The organism is Zwartia panacis (genome assembly GCF_030410395.1).
Classification (GTDB): domain Bacteria; phylum Pseudomonadota; class Gammaproteobacteria; order Burkholderiales; family Burkholderiaceae_B; genus Zwartia; species Zwartia panacis.
In genome coordinates this window covers 66,662-84,088 of record NZ_JAUHHF010000004.1, presented here as the reverse complement: position 1 = coordinate 84,088, position 17,427 = coordinate 66,662, and the positions used below count along the sequence as shown (strand labels likewise).

Sequence of the window (17,427 nt, the reverse complement as noted above, 5' to 3'; positions counted from 1 at the left end):
TTACATCCGGGAACTTACAGATTGATAAATGATGGTGCAGGAGGCATCCCGGGAGATTGCGTGAGCACCTCAAAACCAGTCTCGGTCACCAGCACGGTGTGCTCCCATTGCGCTGACAGACTATGGTCGCGTGTGACAACTGTCCAACCATCTGCCAGCTGTCTAATTTCACGCTTGCCCGCATTGATCATTGGTTCAATTGTAAAAATCAAACCGGGTTCGAGTTTATCTCCTGTGCCAGGTTTTCCATAATGCAAAACCTGAGGATCTTGATGAAATTTTTGGCCGATGCCGTGACCGCAAAACTCGCGAACGACTGAAAAACCTTGCTGTTCCGCGTATTTTTGAATCGCAGCGCCAATATCACCAAGCGTATTTCCTGGTTTGACCTGGGCAATGCCAAGCCACATGCATTCATAAGTCACCTCAGTCAGCCTCTTGGCTAAGATGGACGTTTCGCCCACCGCGTACATACGACTCGTATCGCCGAACCAGCCATCCTTGATGATCGTGACATCGATATTTAAAACATCGCCGTTTTTTAATACCTTGTCTCCAGGGATCCCATGACAAACCTGATGGTTCACGGAAGTACAAATTGCGCCAGGAAAAGGTGGGTAACCGGGTGGGGCATAACCCACCGTGGCGGATTTAACCTTCAACTCTTCGGTGAGAAACTTCAGACATAACTTGTCAAGCTCGCCTGTCGTGACCCCAGGTTTGACGAAAGGCGCAATAAAATCAAGGACTTTTGCCGCATCGCGACATGCCGCCCGCATTTTGGCCAGATCTTCGGGATGAGTGACTAGAGGCATAGTGACTTGAGTAAATATAGTGAAAGATAGTAGAATTATAGGCTTACCAATTTTTTGAGCGGTTTAAATACCTCTTCTGAACATTGGTTTTCTTGGAATTGCTTGTTCATGCAGGCAAAACCTAAATCGCGTGTCATGTCACCAGGGTGCCTGATGATTTCAGGTGCAGATATGGCGCTAGACCCAACCCTTGGAGTTTTCTTATTATGTCTTTAATGCGTGAAATGCTGGAAGCGGGCGTGCACTTTGGTCACCAGACCCGTTACTGGAACCCCAAGATGGCACCTTACATTTTTGGCCATCGCAACAAAATTCACATCATCAACCTCGAAAAGACTGTCGCAAACTATCAGGATGCAACAAAGTTCTTACGCCAGGTTGCTGCCAAAGGCGGTACCGTTCTGTTTGTCGGTACAAAACGCGCCGCTCGCGAGTTGGTCGCTGCAGAAGCTGCTCGCGCAGGAATGCCCTTTGTTGACAGCCGTTGGCTGGGTGGCATGCTGACCAACTTCAAAACAGTTAAAAGCTCAATCAAGCGCTTGAAAGACATGGAAATCATGATCGCCGAAGGTGCAACAGAGCGCATGACCAAAAAAGAAGGCCTCATGTTCCAGCGCGAACTCGACAAGCTCAACAAGTCGATTGGCGGTATCAAGGACATGAACGGTTTGCCAGATGCGATTTTCATGATTGACGTCGGTTATCACAAAATTGCAGTTGCTGAAGCAAACGCGTTGGGCATTCCAGTCGTTGCCGTGGTCGATACCAACCACTCTCCTGACGGTATCGATTACATCATTCCTGGTAATGATGACTCCGCAAAAGCGATCGCTTTGTACGCCTCTGGTGTGGCGGACGCAGTCATTGCTGGTCGCGGTGACAACGTGAATGGCTTAGTCCAAGAGCTGACACAAGGCGAAGAGTTCGTTGAAGTAGACCAGGCAAAAGCCTAAACACTCAAAGCGCTCAATTTGATTTGAGCGCATGACTCTCACACCCTGACCGAATGGTTCAGGGTGCTTTCATTGATACTGGAGCAAACATGGCTGACATTACCGCCGCAATGGTCAAAGAGTTGCGCGAAAAAACTGACGCACCCATGATGGAGTGCAAAAAAGCACTGACAGAGGCCGCAGGTGACATGGCCCGCGCAGAAGAAATCCTGCGCGTTAAACTGGGCAGCAAGGCCAGCAAAGCTGCAAGCCGCGTCACTGCTGAGGGGCTGATTGGTCTTTACATTTCTCCCGATGCAAAAAAGGGCGCTGTCATCGAAGTCAATTGTGAAACTGATTTCGTCGCTAAAAATGATGATTTTGTAGCGTTTGTTGCTAATTTGGCCAAACTTGTTGCATCTGAAAATGTTGCTGATGTCGCCGCATTGTCTGCCTTATCCATGGGTGATGGCACGGTTGACAGCGTTCGCACCGCTTTGATTGGCAAAATTGGTGAAAACATTTCGATCCGTCGTTTCCAACGTTACGACACACCCAATAAACTCGCAAGCTACGTCCACAGCGGCAAAATTGGTGTTCTAGTCGAGTTTTCCGGTCCGGACGAAGTGGGTAAAGATCTGGCCATGCACATTGCTGCCACCAAGCCTCGCGCCGTGGATGAAACTGGCGTTTCTGAAGCTGACAAAGAAACAGAACGCTCGGTTGCTCGTCAAAAAGCCGCTGAGTCTGGCAAGCCTGCTGAGATCGTTGAGAAAATGGTTGAAGGTGCCGTACAGAAATACCTCAAAGAGGTCGCTTTACTGTCCCAACCTTTTGTCAAAAACGACAAGCAATCGGTTGCTCAAATGCTAAAAGAAAAATCCGCCTCGATTACAGGGTTTTCCCTATTCGTGGTAGGTGAAGGCATCGAAAAGAAAACCAGTGACTTTGCTGCCGAAGTGGCTGCAGCTGCAGCCGGTAACGCATAACTTTGTTCCTAAAGCCGGGCGGCGCATCATTGGCCGCCCGGCTTTCGTTTACACTTTTGTTTGTGTTTAACACTCCGGATTGAAGGCCCATATGACCAGCAGAATGCATAAACGAGTTCTCCTCAAACTGTCTGGCGAAGCATTGATGGGTGACGATGCCTTTGGCATCAATCGTGCCACAATCATGCGCATGACTGACGAAGTTGCCGAGGTCGCGGCAATGGGTGTGCAGCTCGCCATCGTGATTGGCGGGGGTAACATTTTCCGCGGCGTTGCGCCCGGCGCGCAAGGCATGGATCGAGCCACTGCCGACTACATGGGCATGATGGCAACTGTCATGAATGCGCTTGCGCTTCAGGATGCACTCAAACACCGTGGCGTCGATGCAAGAGTGCAGTCCGCTCTGAACATTGAACAAGTTGTTGAGCCCTATATTCGCCCCAAAGCTTTACGCTACCTCGAAGAAGGCAAGGTTGTCATTTTTGCTGCGGGCACAGGCAACCCATTCTTCACCACCGACACCGCTGCCGCACTGCGTGGCGCTGAAATTGGTGCTGAAGTTGTTTTGAAAGCAACCAAGGTCGATGGAATCTACAGCGCAGATCCAAATAAAGATCCTGCCGCGACACGCTACACACGCATCAGTTTTGATGAAGTGATCGTCAAACGCCTGGAAATCATGGATGCGACGGCTTTTGCTTTGTGCCGTGACCAAAAACTTCCCATCAAAGTGTTTTCGATTAACAAGTCTGGTGCGTTAAAACGCGCCGTCAGTGGTGAGGACGAGGGCACCCTCGTTCACGTTTAAAGGAAACGAAATGAGTATCGCGGACATTCAAAAATCTGCCGAAACCCGAATGGGTAAATCACTTGAAACGCTTAAGGCGAACCTCGCGAAAATTCGTACAGGTCGTGCGCACACCGGCATTTTGGATCATGTTCAAGTCGAATATTACGGTTCTCCTGTGCCGATCAGTCAAGTTGCGAACGTCACATTGATGGACGCGCGTACATTAAGCGTTTCAGTCTGGGAAAAAAACATGGGAGCCGCGGTAGAAAAGGCCATTCGTGATTCGGATTTGGGTCTGAATCCTGTCGGAATGGGCGACAGCATTCGTGTCCCCATGCCAGCGCTGACAGAGGAACGCCGCCGCGAACTGAATAAAGTCGTTAAATCTGAAGGTGAGGATGCAAAAATAGCGATCCGTAACCTGCGTCGTGATGCAAATGAAGCGTTCAAAAAGCTTGTGAAAGAAAAAGAAATCTCTGAAGATGATGAGCGACGCGCTCAGGATGTTGTTCAAAAACTGACGGATCGCTGCGTTGTGGAAATCGACAAGCTGATCGTGCAAAAAGAAGCAGAGATCATGACGGTTTGATCCGTCATTCATATGGCTATCAGCTCAACGCTCGATATACCCGTCACTTCGACGGTTCCTCAACACGTTGCCATCATCATGGATGGCAACGGTCGTTGGGCTGCAAAACGACTTTTGCCCCGTACTGCAGGGCATGCGCGTGGTGTGCAGTCCGTACGTTCGGCGGTTGAAACCTGCGGCAAACTTGGTGTGCGTTATCTGACACTTTTTGCATTCAGTTCTGAAAATTGGCGCCGACCCGCTGACGAAGTTTCGCTACTAATGCGACTTTTTGTTCAGGTTCTAGAAAAAGAAGTTTTACGTTTGCAGGAAAAGGGGGTTCGACTTCGTGTGGTGGGTGATTTGTCAGCCTTTGAACCCAGACTTCAAGAACTCATCGAGCAAGCGCAATCAAAAACCGCGCACAACGATCAACTTCATCTGACGATTGCTGCGAACTATGGTGGACGCTGGGATATTCTTCAAGCAATGAGAAGAATGTTGCAAGCGTCTCCTGAGCTTGCGCAAAACACTGAGCAGATTAACGAGCCGGCACTGACAGAACACCTCTCCATGGCGTGGGCGCCAGAGCCTGATTTGTTTATTCGCACAGGTGGAGAGCAACGCATTTCTAATTTCTTAATTTGGCAACTGGCTTATACAGAACTATTTTTTACAGATTGCTACTGGCCTGACTTTAATTCGGACGAACTCAAAAAAGCCTTCGAGTGGTATCGCAATCGTGAAAGAAGGTTTGGCCGTACCAGCGCTCAACTTCAAGCGGCAGCTTCCAATTAACACCATGCTCAAACAACGCATTCTGACAGCCTTGGTGATGTTTGCGGTATTGGCTGGTGTGCTTTGGGTTGAGTCTGTCTGGCCATTCTTAATTTTTTTAGCGATCACTTGCGGCGTCGCAGGTTGGGAATGGACTCGCCTGACCTTAGGGCTGTCTTCTCGCTGGCCCATCGTTTTTGGAATACTGCTTTGTGTTCTGACGCTTTTGCAAGCTTACCTGTGGCTCATCGCCGGGTTATCTGACACGTATGCTGTCCAGGTCTGCGTGATCTCAAGCGTGCTGATGAGTTTAACTGCAGTCAGTACAGCACTCAGGCGTGCTCAGGTGAGCGCACCACAAGCCCCAATAGCATGGAGTGCTTTCGCGCTTGTCACCTTGTTTGCAACCTGGGGCGTTCTTGCTTTGCTGTTCCTTGAGCAAGGTGTCTTGTATGTGCTTTCCTTGCTAGTCATTATTTGGATAGCGGATATTGCAGCTTATTTTTTTGGTCGAGCGTTTGGTCGCACCAAACTTGCACCCTCCATCAGCCCGGGTAAAACACGTGAAGGTGCACTCGCAGGTATTGTGGGGGTTGTCGTGTGGTTAATGATATCTGCCCAATGGAAAGGAACCTATGGTGATGCGCTGATGGCTCAGTGGGGCTGGTTCGGCACCATCGCGCTTGCCGTCTTATTGGCGATTTTTTCCATTGCAGGAGATTTATTTGAATCTCTGCTGAAACGTCGAGCGGGGATTAAGGACTCCAGCCATCTTTTGCCTGGTCATGGCGGCGTTTACGATCGCATCGACGCGGTTGTGGCAGTCGTCCCGTTGGCTTATTTGCTGACCGGAGGCTGGATATTTTGAAACAATCACGCGTGACGATTCTGGGCTCGACAGGCTCAATTGGACTGAATACGATTGATGTCGTTCAGCGCCATCCCGAGCGCTTCACCGTGTATGCGTTGTCCGCGCACTCACGGATGAAACAGCTCGCCGATCAGGCTCTCATGACCGGTGCAAAGGTCGTCGTTGTACCTGACACTCAAGCCCGTGACACCTTCAAATCCCATTGGATCAGTCACGCGCCTGCACCAGAGATTCGAGTTGGCGCACAGGCGCTTTCAGATACAGCTGCTGATCCAGAAACAGATGTAGTGATGGCCGCGATTGTCGGTGCGGCGGGCTTACCGTCCGCACTTGCAGCCGCCCAAGCCGGCAAGCGCGTGTTACTTGCAAACAAAGAAGCTCTTGTTGCTGCAGGATCTTTGTTCATGGCGGCCATTCGTCAAAGTGGCGCTGAACTTTTACCGATTGACAGCGAACACAACGCTATTTTTCAATGTTTGCCTCATGACGGCAGAGCAAGTGCTCCAACCGGTCCCACCGCCGGTGTGCGCCGATTAATTCTGACGGCTTCTGGCGGTCCTTTTAGAACGAAACGGTGGGATGAGCTGCATCAAGTCACCCCAGAGCAAGCATGCGCCCATCCTAACTGGAGCATGGGCAGAAAAATATCCGTTGATTCCGCCACGATGCTCAACAAAGGTCTCGAAGTCATCGAAGCACACTGGTTGTTTGCGATGCCACCAGAACGCATTAACGTAGTCATCCATCCTCAGAGTGTCGTCCACTCCATGGTGGAATACGAAGACGGCTCTGTGCTGGCCCAGCTCGGTCAACCAGATATGCGCACGCCCATCGCATACGGCCTCGGCTTTCCAGATCGGATTGCATCCGGAGTCGGAATGTTGGACCTCGCCCTGGCGGGCAGACTGGATTTCGAGGAACCTGACCTCAAACAGTTTCCATGCCTGAAGCTTTCCTTCGATGCGTTGCGAAGCGGGCAGGGGGCATGTATTGCATTGAACGCTGCGAATGAAATTGCCGTTGCGGGCTTTTTATCAGGCGCCCTGGCTTACACTGAGATTGCCTTGGTCATCGATGCCGCGCTGGACTGGCAGGCCGGAGTTCCTGAAAGCGCGTTGAATTCTCTCGATGATGTGATGGCACTCGACGCTTTGACACGTCAGCATACTAAGCCCTTCTTGAGAGCTTAGTTTTCACATGATCAATCAAAAACTGTATTAACTTAATGGTTGATTCAAAGTAGTTAACGTCTTCTGGCTGGAAAAATGCTGACAACCCTCATTTCCTTTTTTGTCACACTAGGCGTGCTCATCACCTTTCACGAGCTTGGCCATTATTGGGTCGCACGGTGGTGTGGCGTGCGCGTCTTGCGTTTTTCTGTCGGTTTCGGCCGTGTCTTAATCAAGAGGGTCGATAAGAACGGCACGGAATGGGCGCTTTCTGCTATTCCTCTTGGCGGTTACGTCAAAATGCTCGACCAAGACGATCTAAAACCTAACGCAACAACCTCGACGGTCGCTCAATCAAGCAACGACACCCCCGACCCAAGAGGCACGAGTTTTCAATCCCAACCTGTTTCCCGAAGGTTTGCAATTGTTGCGGCAGGCCCGGTGTTTAACTTGATACTCGCTGTCTTGTTGTACGCACTGATCAACTTTGTAGGCACCAAAGAGCCCGAAGCCATCTTGGCCCCTCCAACCGCTCATTCACCCGCGGCAATGGCTGGTTTGCAAGGTGGGGATCGGGTCGTGGCGATCAACCAGACTCCCATTGCCTCATGGCCTCAACTACGCTGGAACCTTCTTCAATTAGTCGCAGACGGTGGAGAAGCTGAGATCACGATCGAACAAGGCGGTTCGAGATTGAACCGCATCCTGCAGCTTCCTTCCATCAGTGATCCCTCCCAATCAGACCCTATGCGAGATATTGGCCTTGGCCTGGCAAGTGGACCGCCAATTGTCCGTTCTGTGGTTGAGGGGAGTGTGGCGCAACGTGCAGGTCTTCTTGCACAGGATCAGATTATTCAGATTAACGATCTCAGACGTCCAGATATTGGAACCTTAATCCAAACGATACAAAAAAACGCCGGACAACCCGTCTCCCTTGAGATTGACAGAAACGGGCAGATCATTAAGTTTTCGTTAATACCGAGTGCGCACGCTCTTGAAAACGGTCAAACAGTCGGGCGTGCGGGAATCCAGCTCGGTTCTGACGTTCCCATGGTGGATGTTCGTTATGGTCCGATTGACAGTCTGATGAACGGGGTCGTCAAAACCTTTGATACCGCGTGGTTCTCCCTAAAGATGATGGGGCGCATGCTGACTGGGGATGTGTCGCTTAAAAACATTAGCGGTCCTGTCACAATCGCTGACTATGCTGGGCAATCGGCCAAAATTGGCTGGGCTGCTTACATTGCCTTTTTGGCATTGGTCAGCGTGAGCCTTGGGATCTTGAATTTGCTGCCGATTCCAATGCTCGACGGTGGCCATCTACTGTACTATCTCATTGAGATGGTACGCGGAAAACCCGTTTCAGAGCGTGTGATGGAGTGGGGGCAGAGAGCCGGCTTAAGCGTACTTGCCAGCTTGATGATCTTGGCACTTTTTAATGATTTAATTCGGGTTTTTAACTAGGCCAGTTCTGACTTAAAATCCACCAATCGCTGTACACACCCAGCGATCGATTGACTGACACATAAGATATTTAAGGATCACCCGGAATGCTCGCTCGATTGCCATTTCTGTTCGACAAAACCCTGCGTTTTTTAACGCTTGGATTATGTCAGGTGCTCCTCGTCACTATGTTTTTACCTAACAATGCTCAAGCTTTTGAGCCATTTGTAGTGAGCGACATCAGAGTAGAGGGTATGCAACGGACCGAGCCTGGTTCGATTTTTGCTCAGCTTCCTTTTAAGGTCGGTCAAAGATTTACAGAAGATCTCGCGACAGAGTCCGTCCGAAAGCTCTATGCAACAGGTTTGTATGCCGACGTTCGAATCCAGACTGCTAACCGCGTTGTTGTGGTCGCTGTGCAAGAGCGTCCTACGATTGCGGCCATTACTTTTACCGGCATGAAAGAGTTTGAGCCTGACAAGATTATCGATAACCTTAAGCAAGTTGGCTTTGCCCAGGGCCGGGTTTTTGACCAGTCGATGCTCGAACAAGCGCAGTTTGAGCTCAAGCAGGCTTACCTGAACAAAGGCAAGTACGCCGTAGAGATTTCTCCAACCGTGACGCCGCTTCCCCGAAACCGCGTCGGGATCAACTTTGATCTCTTTGAGGGCGGTGTATCGCGCATTCGTGAAATCAATTTTGTAGGGAACACTGCTTTTTCACAGAGCCGTTTGCGTGACTTGATGTCACTGACAACACCTGGCTGGCTGACCTGGTATACGGACTCTGATAAATATTCGCGTGAGAAACTAGAGAAAGATGTTGAGACCATCAAATCTTTCTATCTTGATCGCGGTTACCTCGAATTTAAAATCGAACCCCCACAGGTTTCGATCTCTGGCGATCGTCAGGACATTTATATTACCTTGACGGTCTCCGAAGGTAAGCCTTACACCGTATCTGAGGTCAAACTGGCTGGCGACTTGCTAGGTCTTGATCGTGAAATCAATGAGCTGGTTCAATTAAAAGCTGGTCAGATATTTTCTGGAGCAAAGACCAACGCGACTGCCAAAGGGATCTCTGACTTTTTGGGTGGATTAGGTTATGCCTTTGCGAACGTCAATCCAAACCCTGTGTTGGATCGTGAAAAGCAAACGGCTGAAGTGACGTTTTATGTAGATCCCAACCGTCGCGTTTATGTCCGACGTGTACAGATTGTCGGAAATCATCGTTCAAAAGATGAAGTGATTCGTCGTGAAGTGCGTCAGCCCGAAGCTGCATGGTATGACTCCGGCAAGATCAAATTATCCCGTGATCGGCTCGACCGAGTCGGTTACTTCAAAGAAGTTAAGGTAGGAACTGAGCCCGTCCCAGGCTCACCCGACCAAGTCGATGTCAATCTCACCGTTGAAGAGAAACCTACAGGCATGCTCAATCTGGGCGTTGGTTACGGACAGGTTGATGGTGTCATTCTCTCAGCGGGCATTTCCGAGGACAACGTTTTCGGTAGCGGTACCAATCTGACATTGAACTTGAATACCGGCGCCTCTAACCGCAGTGCAGTGCTGGCGCATACTGATCCTTACTTTACCAACGACGGTATCAGCCGAACTTCTTCGATTTACTATCGAACCATTACGCCTTATTCAAACAACCCCGGTAATTACAAAGTGACAACTGGCGGTCTCGGTTTGAATTTTGGTGTTCCGATATCTGAATTCGACAGGATTTTCATGGGCGTCAGCCTTGAACGAAACTCCATCGGCTTGTATGACAACTCGCCACTGGCTTACCGTGAGTATGTCAGAGACTACGGTGAAACAACCACTGCCGCAATTTTGAATACTGGATGGTCCAAGGACAGCAGAGACAGCGCGCTCAGTCCGACAAAGGGCTCTTTTACCCGACTCAAGTTGGATGTGGGAACAGGTAGTCTTGATTACTACATGTTTGGCGCTCAATACCAGACCTATCTACCAATCGGACGTGATTACACGGTTGCATTCAACGGCTTGTTCGATTTTGGTAATAGTTACAAAACAGATTTGCCTTACCCAATTATCAAGAACGTTTACGCCGGTGGTATTGGTACCGTCCGAGGCTATTCACAAAACTCTCTCGGTCCGACTGATCCAATCACAGGTACTTACCTGGGTGGTTCCAAGCGAGTAGTGGGTAACATCCAGTTTTATCTGCCATTCCCCGGTAGCCAGCAAGATCGTTCACTACGTTGGTTCGCGTTTGCTGATGGTGGCCAAGTCTTCGGTACGGACGGCTTTGGTAACGATACGGCTATTGATTTCGGTCAGATGCGTTACTCAGCGGGTATCGGTTTATCGTGGGTTTCTCCTCTTGGGCCTTTGCAACTGTCCTTCGCAAAACCTCTGAATTCCAAACCAGGCGACAACACTCAAATTTTCCAGTTTCAAATCGGCACAGGTTTCTAGTCAGGCTTGTCGATTCGTTTAGTGGCACAATACCAATCTGTAATTTCGTTTATCGTGAGAGTTTAATAATGGCTGCATCTTCTGTTTCCCACACTCAACTGGGTTTTTCATTTGAGGGTTTTGATCGGAAATCCCTTTTGTGGATGATCGTATTGTCATTCCTGACTTTTGCGATGGCCTTCGGTCATGTTGCGCATGCGCAAGGCTCCAAGATTGGATTCGTGAACACCGAGCGTATTTTGCGTGACTCTGCTCCGGCAAAAGCGGCACAGACCAAGATTGAAGCCGAATTTAAAAAGCGCGAAGAAGAAATCCAGAGATTAGGGAATAACCTTCGTACTGCTGCTCAAAAATTTGAAAAGGACGCTCCTGTCCTTTCTGAATCTGATCGTAACAAGCGTCAGCGTGAACTTGCAAACATCGATGCGGATTTGCAACGTAAGCGCCGTGAACTCCAAGAGGATTTCAATCGTCGTCGCAACGAAGAGTTTGCCACGATTATTGAACGCGCTAACGCTGCGATCAAGCGTATTGCTGAAAAAGATGATTACGACATGATTCTTCAGGATGCCGTGACCGTCAATCCACGCGCGGATATTACCGATAAGGTAATTCAAGCGCTTGGTACTAAATAATCAGCCCGATTCATGCCCGTCCTGTTAGACCCGGCCCGGGCACCTGTACTCTCTGAACTTCTGCGCGCAGTGCCTGGTGGGTTAGTTCAGAGCGTTGTACCCGGATCCGGACTGCACGCAGATCCCCGTATCGCTGGTTTAGGATCTTTAGCTCATGCAAGTGAGCAAGAGATCTCCTTCATTGTTCACCCCAAATATCTCGATCACTTAGCACTGACACGTGCTTGCACGGTGATCGTGCTGCCAGAAATCGAAGAGAAACTTGCTCAAACAGTGCCTGCTCCTCGCTTTGCCAGGGTTGTTTGTAAGCATCCATATTTACTTTATGCTCGGATTGCGCAATGGTTTGAGTGGGCAAGGCGTCCGGCCTATGAACCTGGCATTCATCCTTCTGCCATCGTTGATCCCAGCGCGCAGATAGACCCCAGTGTTTTGATTGGTCCACACGCTGTAGTGGGTGCCAGATGCACCATTGGCGCGATGTCTCAGATCGGTGCAGGTTGTGTTCTTGGAGATGATGTCGAGATCGGTGCATCTTCGATTCTTTATCCCAAAGTGACTCTTTATTATGGTGTAAGAGTTGGTGATCGTGCGATCATTCACAGTGGAGTTGTCCTCGGTGCGGACGGATTTGGCTTCGCACCCGATCCTAGCCTGTCCAAGGGTGCCTGGGGAAAAATTCCGCAACTCGGCACTGTCATCATCGGTCATGATGTCGAGATTGGTGCCAACACGACGATCGACCGAGGCGCTTTGGATAACACCATCATTTCAGACGGTGTCAAAATTGATAACCAGGTGATGATTGGTCACAACTGTCAGATTGGCGCACACACAGCAATCGCAGCATGTGCCGGGATCGCAGGATCCACCAAAATCGGATCCCGATGCACGATTGGTGGCATGACGGGTATATCTGGTCACCTTGTCATTGGGGATGATGTGCATATCTCTGGTGGTACTGGAATCATTGCCAATATTGAACAGCCAGGGCGTTACACCGGTGTTTATCCCTTTGCCGAACATAAAGAATGGCAGCGCAATGCGGCAGTTGTGTCTCAACTGTCCTCAATTCGCAAGCGTGTACGCGCGCTTGAGCGTGATTAAGAAATAGAACTCCACTTACTTTGGTCAGTGCGGCACCTTTTTTACATTTTATTTTTATGATGCGTCTAGGATAAGTTATGCAACTTGATATCAAAAGTATTCTTGACAGGCTGCCTCACCGTTACCCAATGCTGCTGATTGATCGCGTCATTGATATGGTGCCCGGCAAATCAATCAAGGCGCTTAAAAATGTCTCTATCAATGAGCCTTTTTTTACAGGCCATTTCCCGCATCACCCCGTCATGCCTGGCGTGTTGATACTTGAAGCGATGGCTCAAGCCGCAGCCATCTTTTCGTTCGCGGATGAAACCGGACTCAAGCCTAAAGACGAGGAAATCCTCTATTACTTTGTCGGTATTGACGGCGCTCGCTTTCGTAAACCCGTTTTGCCAGGTGATCAACTTCATATAGAAGTCGTGGCCGAAAGACTGGGCCGGACAATTTGCAAATACCAAGGCCATGCTTTCGTAGATGGCCAGGAAGTCGCCGAAGCTAAACTGATGTGCGCCATCAGACCCATGGAAAAATAAATGTCTGCGTTGATCCATCCAACCGCTCTTATCGATCCAAACGCTCAGCTGCACCCCTCTGTTTCGGTGTGCGCATACTCCATTGTTGGACCTGACGTTTCTATCGGCGCCCACACCATTATTGGACCTCATTGCGTGATTGATGGTCATACGACAATTGGTGAAGGGAATCATTTTTATCGATTCTGTTCTGTTGGCGGCATTCCACAGGACAAAAAATATGCGGGGGAACCCACGAGGCTTGAAATCGGCGATAGGAATATGGTCCGTGAGTATGTCACGATCAACACCGGAACCGTTCAAGATGTCGGAGTGACCAGATTGGGTTCCGATAACTGGGTGATGGCTTATGTGCATATCGCGCATGACTGTCAGGTTGGCCATCACACGATTCTTGCAAACGGCGTTCAGATGGGTGGCCATGTGCACATCGGGGACTGGGCGATTGTCGGTGGCCTAGCCGCAGTGCATCAGTTTGGCAAAATCGGTGCTCACAGCATGACTGGAGGTCAAAGCGCACTGCACATGGACATTCCTCCCTATGTGATGGGCTCTGGTAATCCATGCGTACCTGTTGGCATTAACGTCGAGGGTCTCAAACGCAGAGGTTTTAGCGCCGAATCAATTGGTGCGCTTCGCGATGCCTACAAGCTCATTTATCGCCGAGGCTTGTCATTAAGTGACGCATGTGCGGAGATTCGCGCCAGACAACAAAAGGAGCCCGCTGTCGCAGACGCGCTTCAGCCTTTGCTCGATTTCATCGAGGCGAGCACTCGGGGCATTATTCGGCCATGACTTGGCGACTCGGGCTCATTGCAGGCGAGCCTTCTGGGGATTTAATTGCCGCTCGAGCCCTCGCTGGAGTCAAGCTTGCTGATCCGGATGTTAGACCGCAAGGCATCGGCGGCCCACATTTAAAGGCTGAAGGTCTGGATGTCTGGCATCCGATGAATGAGCTCAGCGTATTTGGCTATGTGGATGCCATCAAACGCTTGCCTGCCTTGTTCAGAATCTACAGTGATGTCAAAAAACGGTGGCTGCGTGAGCCGCCGGCAGTATTTCTTGGCGTAGATGCGCCCGATTTCAATTTAAGACTTGAGCATAAACTTCGCCGTGCCGGAGTGCCGACAGTGCACTTTGTGGGTCCCTCAATCTGGGCTTGGCGTTATGAGCGGATTCATTACATACGAGAAGCGGTCTCGCACATGCTTGTCTTGTTTCCTTTTGAAGAGGCCATCTACAAAAAGGAAGGTATTCCGGTGACTTATGTCGGTCATCCCATGGCCGATGCCATCGCTCTTGAACCAGACCAGAATGCTGCTCGCATCCGACTCGGACTGGATCAGCATGCTCGCATGATCGCTATTCTGCCTGGGAGCCGCGCTTCTGAGATTAAATTAATTGCACCTCGCTTTTTGAAAGCTGCACAGCTTTTACAAAAAAAGGATCCTAATTTGCAATTCGTTGTACCAATGGTCAATGAACAAAGATCGCGAGAGTTCAAGTCTTTCCTTTCGGAAATTCCTGTTAATCATTTGCGCATTGTTTTGGCTCAGGAGCAAGCATCTGGCATTTCGGATCCTATTGCCTGGTCTGTACTTGAAGCCTGTAACGTTGCACTTGTCGCAAGCGGAACTGCGACACTCGAAACTGCGCTATTTAAAAAACCAATGGTGATTTCCTATGCCGTCTCTCCACTGGTCAGAAAAATGATGGCGTGGAAATCCGGGCAGGAGCGTCCATATTTGCCTTGGGTCGGCTTGCCCAATGTCCTGTTAAATGATTTTGTTGTCCCTGAACTCATTCAGGAAGATGCGAAACCTGAAAATCTCGCGCTTGAGATTTCCAATTTATTGAATGATCAGAACCGCTGTGATCGGATTCAAAATCGATTTATGGAAATGCATCATACCCTTAGGTGTAATACCCCTCAGAGAGTTGCAGATGCGCTCCTGTCGATTGTGCATAAACAGACATAACATTGGATGCGTCTTTCGCGATCTATGAAAAAATCAACGATTTTCGTCCAAGCCAGTCTGTTTGAAACAAATACCTCTCCTGTCCATTCAGCTGGTGTAGATGAAGCGGGCAGGGGGCCACTCGCAGGTGATGTCTATGCAGCCGCAGTTATTTTGAATACAGAGCGTCCAATTGAAGGTCTCGCTGATTCAAAAACCTTGTCTGAAAAGAAACGTATCATGCTGGCTTCGCAGATTAAATCTGAGGCCCTGAGTTGGTCTATTGCCGTGGCAACTGTTCAAGAAATTGATCAACTCAATATCCTTCAGGCGACTCTGCTTGCGATGAAACGGGCTGTCGAAGGCCTGAGTATTCAGCCAGAATTGGCTTGGATCGATGGAAATCAGTCTCCACGCTTGAATTGTCGTGTGGAAACAGTCGTGAAAGGAGACTCGCTCGTCCCTGCAATTTCAGCCGCATCCATCTTGGCAAAAACTGCGCGGGATGAGGAGCTTCAGCGTCTACACATTCTTTACCCGCAATATGCCTTTGATCAGCACAAGGGTTATGGCACCGCATTACACCTGGCACGACTTAAGCAGTATGGCCCCAGTCCAGTGCACCGACGCAGTTTCGCACCGGTGCGTGCTTGTTTGGAAAGATCATGAAACATATAGAGTCCCGTTCGAATCCTCTTTACAAGCAGTTATTCAAATGGCAATCCAGCGCTGGCAGACGGGACGAACCCATCTTATTGGAAGGTATTCATTTATGTGAGGCTTGGTTGTCTTTGGGTAAACAACCTAAATACGCTATTTTTGACGTAGAACGAACAGGTCAAGCTCATCTCTCCGCATTGATTGAAAAACTTGACCCTAACGTCTGCCTCACGATGTCTGGTTCTTTGCTCGGTAATCTTTCAAGTGTTGATACCGATCAAGGCGTCTTATTCGTGGCCCAACCAACGATCCATCCTGTCCCCGAAAAAATATCAGAATCCATTGTCATGTTGGATCGACTTCAGGATCCAGGTAATGTTGGCGCGATTTTACGCACCTGCGCTGCCGCAGGTATTAAGCGTGTATTTGCTTCCGTCGGGACCGCTGGGCTTTGGTCACCAAAAGTCTTGCGTAGCGCCCAGGGTGCCCATTTTGTCCTGAAGTTACATGAACAAGTCCATTTGATGGCAGTGACTGAGGCCTTGGCCATTCCCTTGATCGTGACCACGCTCGATGACGCCAGCGATCTCTATCAAACTGCACTTCCCAAGCATGCTGCCTGGGTTTTTGGAAATGAAGGGCAAGGGGTGGCAGATCCGCTTCTTAAACGTGCAGATATACGCATCAAAATCATGCATGATCGAGCCGTCGAATCGCTTAATGTCACGGTTGCGTCCGCAGTGTGTCTTTTCGAACAGCGGCGTCAACACACTCGACACTGAAAACTCGAGCGATCAATAGGCAGAGTGTCGATCCAGACCCACTTCTTGCAGAACTGTCGTGGAGATTTCTTCGATTGATTTTGTCGTAGTCGATAGCATTGGAATCGACTCCCTCCTCATCAATCTTTCGGCTTCGGCAACTTCGTGTCGACACTGTGGTAATGAGGCGTAAAGGCTATCAGGCCGCCTTTCGTGTCGAACCTCCATCAAGCGTTCGGGCTGAATCGTTAGACCAAACAACTTGGTGCGATAGGGCATTAATGTGGAAGGCAATGCGCCCCGGTCAAAGTCCTCGGGTATCAAAGGAAAATTGGCTGCTTTCACACCGTATTGCATCGCGAGATACAAACTCGTCGGTGTCTTGCCGCACCGGGAAACACCGATCAGAATGACGTCTGCCTGGGCAAGGCCCGAGACAAACTGCCCATCATCATGCGCCAGGCTGAAGTTAATCGCTTCGATACGATTACGATACTGGGTGGAACTGACAGCCTTATGTGACTTGCCAATTGAATGGCTGGATTTCATACCAAGATGATGCTCGAGGGGTTCCACAAATGCACCAAATAAATCCAAAAAGAGTGCGTTTGCGAGCCTGACCCTGCCCAGTACATCGGGATTAACCAAGGTTGTAAATACGATGGGCGGGTTACCCTGATCCGCTGCACATCTGTTAATGCGTTGAACGACAGAATCAGCTTTTTCAACCGAATCAATAAATGGAACACGCACCTGACGGAAGGTGACGGATTCGAACTGGGAAAGTACAGAGTGACTAAAGGTCTCCGCTGTAATACCTGTCCCATCTGAAATGATGAAAACAGTGCGTTCCGTGGCAGGCATCGTCATATGAATTGATCCGAAGTCAGTTGCTCAAGTAGTATAATGCAGCGCAACAAAAGAATTTTAGATTGTCACCCTAAGACCGGCTCAGGCCAGTTTGGTTAGCACTTG

At 49.6% G+C, this 17,427-nt stretch carries 18 protein-coding genes; 16 read left to right on the top strand and 2 right to left on the bottom strand.

Features of this window, described 5'->3' with window-relative positions:
* Nucleotides 1-14: 14 nt before the first annotated feature.
* Complete coding sequence (map, locus tag QWY30_RS07440) at nt 15-815, bottom strand: type I methionyl aminopeptidase (protein WP_290239716.1); 801 nt, start codon at nt 813-815, stop codon at nt 15-17.
* Nucleotides 816-1,021: 206 nt separating this feature from the next.
* Between map and rpsB the strand changes: the two genes are divergently transcribed.
* The 16 genes from rpsB to QWY30_RS07360 all read left to right on the top strand — a co-directional run bounded on the left by rpsB (nt 1,022) and on the right by QWY30_RS07360 (nt 16,473).
* Nucleotides 1,022-1,768: a 30S ribosomal protein S2 gene (gene rpsB, locus QWY30_RS07435; RefSeq protein WP_290239714.1), complete on the top strand. Its 747-nt coding sequence runs from the start codon at nt 1,022-1,024 to the stop codon at nt 1,766-1,768.
* A gap of 89 nt (nt 1,769-1,857) precedes the next feature.
* Nucleotides 1,858-2,736, top strand: coding sequence for a translation elongation factor Ts (gene tsf / locus QWY30_RS07430; protein WP_290239711.1), 879 nt, complete (start codon nt 1,858-1,860; stop codon nt 2,734-2,736).
* Between the two features lie 91 nt (nt 2,737-2,827).
* Nucleotides 2,828-3,544, top strand: coding sequence for a UMP kinase (gene pyrH / locus QWY30_RS07425; RefSeq protein ID WP_290239709.1), 717 nt, complete (start codon nt 2,828-2,830; stop codon nt 3,542-3,544).
* A gap of 10 nt (nt 3,545-3,554) precedes the next feature.
* Complete coding sequence (gene frr, locus QWY30_RS07420) at nt 3,555-4,115, top strand: ribosome recycling factor (RefSeq protein WP_290239707.1); 561 nt, start codon at nt 3,555-3,557, stop codon at nt 4,113-4,115.
* A 12-nt stretch (nt 4,116-4,127) separates the two neighbouring features.
* A complete protein-coding gene (uppS, locus tag QWY30_RS07415) occupies nt 4,128-4,892 on the top strand; it encodes a polyprenyl diphosphate synthase (RefSeq protein ID WP_290239705.1) in 765 nt (254 codons plus the stop codon).
* Nucleotides 4,837-5,739 (top strand): phosphatidate cytidylyltransferase, encoded by a 903-nt coding sequence (locus tag QWY30_RS07410; RefSeq protein ID WP_290239703.1) that lies wholly within the window; start codon nt 4,837-4,839, stop codon nt 5,737-5,739. The genes uppS and QWY30_RS07410 overlap by 56 nt, the downstream gene beginning before the upstream one ends.
* On the top strand, nt 5,736-6,932 hold the full coding sequence (locus QWY30_RS07405) for a 1-deoxy-D-xylulose-5-phosphate reductoisomerase (RefSeq protein WP_435433375.1): 1,197 nt from the start codon (nt 5,736-5,738) through the stop codon (nt 6,930-6,932). Before QWY30_RS07410 ends, QWY30_RS07405 begins: the two co-directional genes overlap by 4 nt.
* A 75-nt stretch (nt 6,933-7,007) precedes the next feature.
* Complete coding sequence (rseP, locus tag QWY30_RS07400; RefSeq protein WP_290239701.1) at nt 7,008-8,375, top strand: RIP metalloprotease RseP; 1,368 nt, start codon at nt 7,008-7,010, stop codon at nt 8,373-8,375.
* Between the two features lie 167 nt (nt 8,376-8,542).
* Nucleotides 8,543-10,801, top strand: coding sequence for an outer membrane protein assembly factor BamA (bamA, locus tag QWY30_RS07395; protein WP_290240086.1), 2,259 nt, complete (start codon nt 8,543-8,545; stop codon nt 10,799-10,801).
* Between the two features lie 143 nt (nt 10,802-10,944).
* On the top strand, nt 10,945-11,436 hold the full coding sequence (locus QWY30_RS07390) for an OmpH/Skp family outer membrane protein (protein WP_290240085.1): 492 nt from the start codon (nt 10,945-10,947) through the stop codon (nt 11,434-11,436).
* Nucleotides 11,437-11,448: 12 nt separating this feature from the next.
* A complete protein-coding gene (lpxD, locus tag QWY30_RS07385; RefSeq protein WP_290239699.1) occupies nt 11,449-12,543 on the top strand; it encodes a UDP-3-O-(3-hydroxymyristoyl)glucosamine N-acyltransferase in 1,095 nt (364 codons plus the stop codon).
* A 77-nt stretch (nt 12,544-12,620) separates the two neighbouring features.
* Nucleotides 12,621-13,073, top strand: coding sequence for a 3-hydroxyacyl-ACP dehydratase FabZ (gene fabZ / locus QWY30_RS07380; RefSeq protein WP_290239696.1), 453 nt, complete (start codon nt 12,621-12,623; stop codon nt 13,071-13,073).
* Complete coding sequence (gene lpxA, locus QWY30_RS07375) at nt 13,074-13,868, top strand: acyl-ACP--UDP-N-acetylglucosamine O-acyltransferase (protein WP_290239694.1); 795 nt, start codon at nt 13,074-13,076, stop codon at nt 13,866-13,868.
* Nucleotides 13,865-15,052 (top strand): lipid-A-disaccharide synthase, encoded by a 1,188-nt coding sequence (lpxB, locus tag QWY30_RS07370; protein WP_290239692.1) that lies wholly within the window; start codon nt 13,865-13,867, stop codon nt 15,050-15,052. The genes lpxA and lpxB overlap by 4 nt, the downstream gene beginning before the upstream one ends.
* 24 nt (nt 15,053-15,076) lie before the next feature.
* On the top strand, nt 15,077-15,700 hold the full coding sequence (gene rnhB / locus QWY30_RS07365; protein WP_290239690.1) for a ribonuclease HII: 624 nt from the start codon (nt 15,077-15,079) through the stop codon (nt 15,698-15,700).
* The gene (locus QWY30_RS07360; protein WP_290239688.1) at nt 15,697-16,473 is read left to right on the top strand and encodes a TrmH family RNA methyltransferase; all 777 of its coding nucleotides are present in this window, start codon (nt 15,697-15,699) and stop codon (nt 16,471-16,473) included. The genes rnhB and QWY30_RS07360 overlap by 4 nt, the downstream gene beginning before the upstream one ends.
* Before the next feature lie 12 nt (nt 16,474-16,485).
* Here QWY30_RS07360 and ppsR read toward each other — a convergent pair whose 3' ends face one another.
* A complete protein-coding gene (gene ppsR / locus QWY30_RS07355; RefSeq protein ID WP_435433374.1) occupies nt 16,486-17,322 on the bottom strand; it encodes a posphoenolpyruvate synthetase regulatory kinase/phosphorylase PpsR in 837 nt (278 codons plus the stop codon).
* Between the last annotated feature and the right edge of the window lie 105 nt (nt 17,323-17,427).

Coding starts and splice junctions, on each gene's coding strand:
- rseP (WP_290239701.1), top strand. CDS start 7,008: ATGCTGACAACCCTCATTTCCTTTTTTGTCACACTAGGCGTGCTCATC.
- QWY30_RS07360 (WP_290239688.1), top strand. CDS start 15,697: ATGAAACATATAGAGTCCCGTTCGAATCCTCTTTACAAGCAGTTATTC.
- fabZ (WP_290239696.1), top strand. CDS start 12,621: ATGCAACTTGATATCAAAAGTATTCTTGACAGGCTGCCTCACCGTTAC.
- pyrH (WP_290239709.1), top strand. CDS start 2,828: ATGACCAGCAGAATGCATAAACGAGTTCTCCTCAAACTGTCTGGCGAA.
- uppS (WP_290239705.1), top strand. CDS start 4,128: ATGGCTATCAGCTCAACGCTCGATATACCCGTCACTTCGACGGTTCCT.
- rnhB (WP_290239690.1), top strand. CDS start 15,077: ATGAAAAAATCAACGATTTTCGTCCAAGCCAGTCTGTTTGAAACAAAT.
- lpxA (WP_290239694.1), top strand. CDS start 13,074: ATGTCTGCGTTGATCCATCCAACCGCTCTTATCGATCCAAACGCTCAG.
- lpxB (WP_290239692.1), top strand. CDS start 13,865: ATGACTTGGCGACTCGGGCTCATTGCAGGCGAGCCTTCTGGGGATTTA.
- frr (WP_290239707.1), top strand. CDS start 3,555: ATGAGTATCGCGGACATTCAAAAATCTGCCGAAACCCGAATGGGTAAA.
- ppsR (WP_435433374.1), bottom strand. CDS start 17,322: ATGACGATGCCTGCCACGGAACGCACTGTTTTCATCATTTCAGATGGG.
- rpsB (WP_290239714.1), top strand. CDS start 1,022: ATGTCTTTAATGCGTGAAATGCTGGAAGCGGGCGTGCACTTTGGTCAC.
- QWY30_RS07390 (WP_290240085.1), top strand. CDS start 10,945: ATGATCGTATTGTCATTCCTGACTTTTGCGATGGCCTTCGGTCATGTT.
- bamA (WP_290240086.1), top strand. CDS start 8,543: ATGTTTTTACCTAACAATGCTCAAGCTTTTGAGCCATTTGTAGTGAGC.
- lpxD (WP_290239699.1), top strand. CDS start 11,449: ATGCCCGTCCTGTTAGACCCGGCCCGGGCACCTGTACTCTCTGAACTT.
- tsf (WP_290239711.1), top strand. CDS start 1,858: ATGGCTGACATTACCGCCGCAATGGTCAAAGAGTTGCGCGAAAAAACT.
- map (WP_290239716.1), bottom strand. CDS start 815: ATGCCTCTAGTCACTCATCCCGAAGATCTGGCCAAAATGCGGGCGGCA.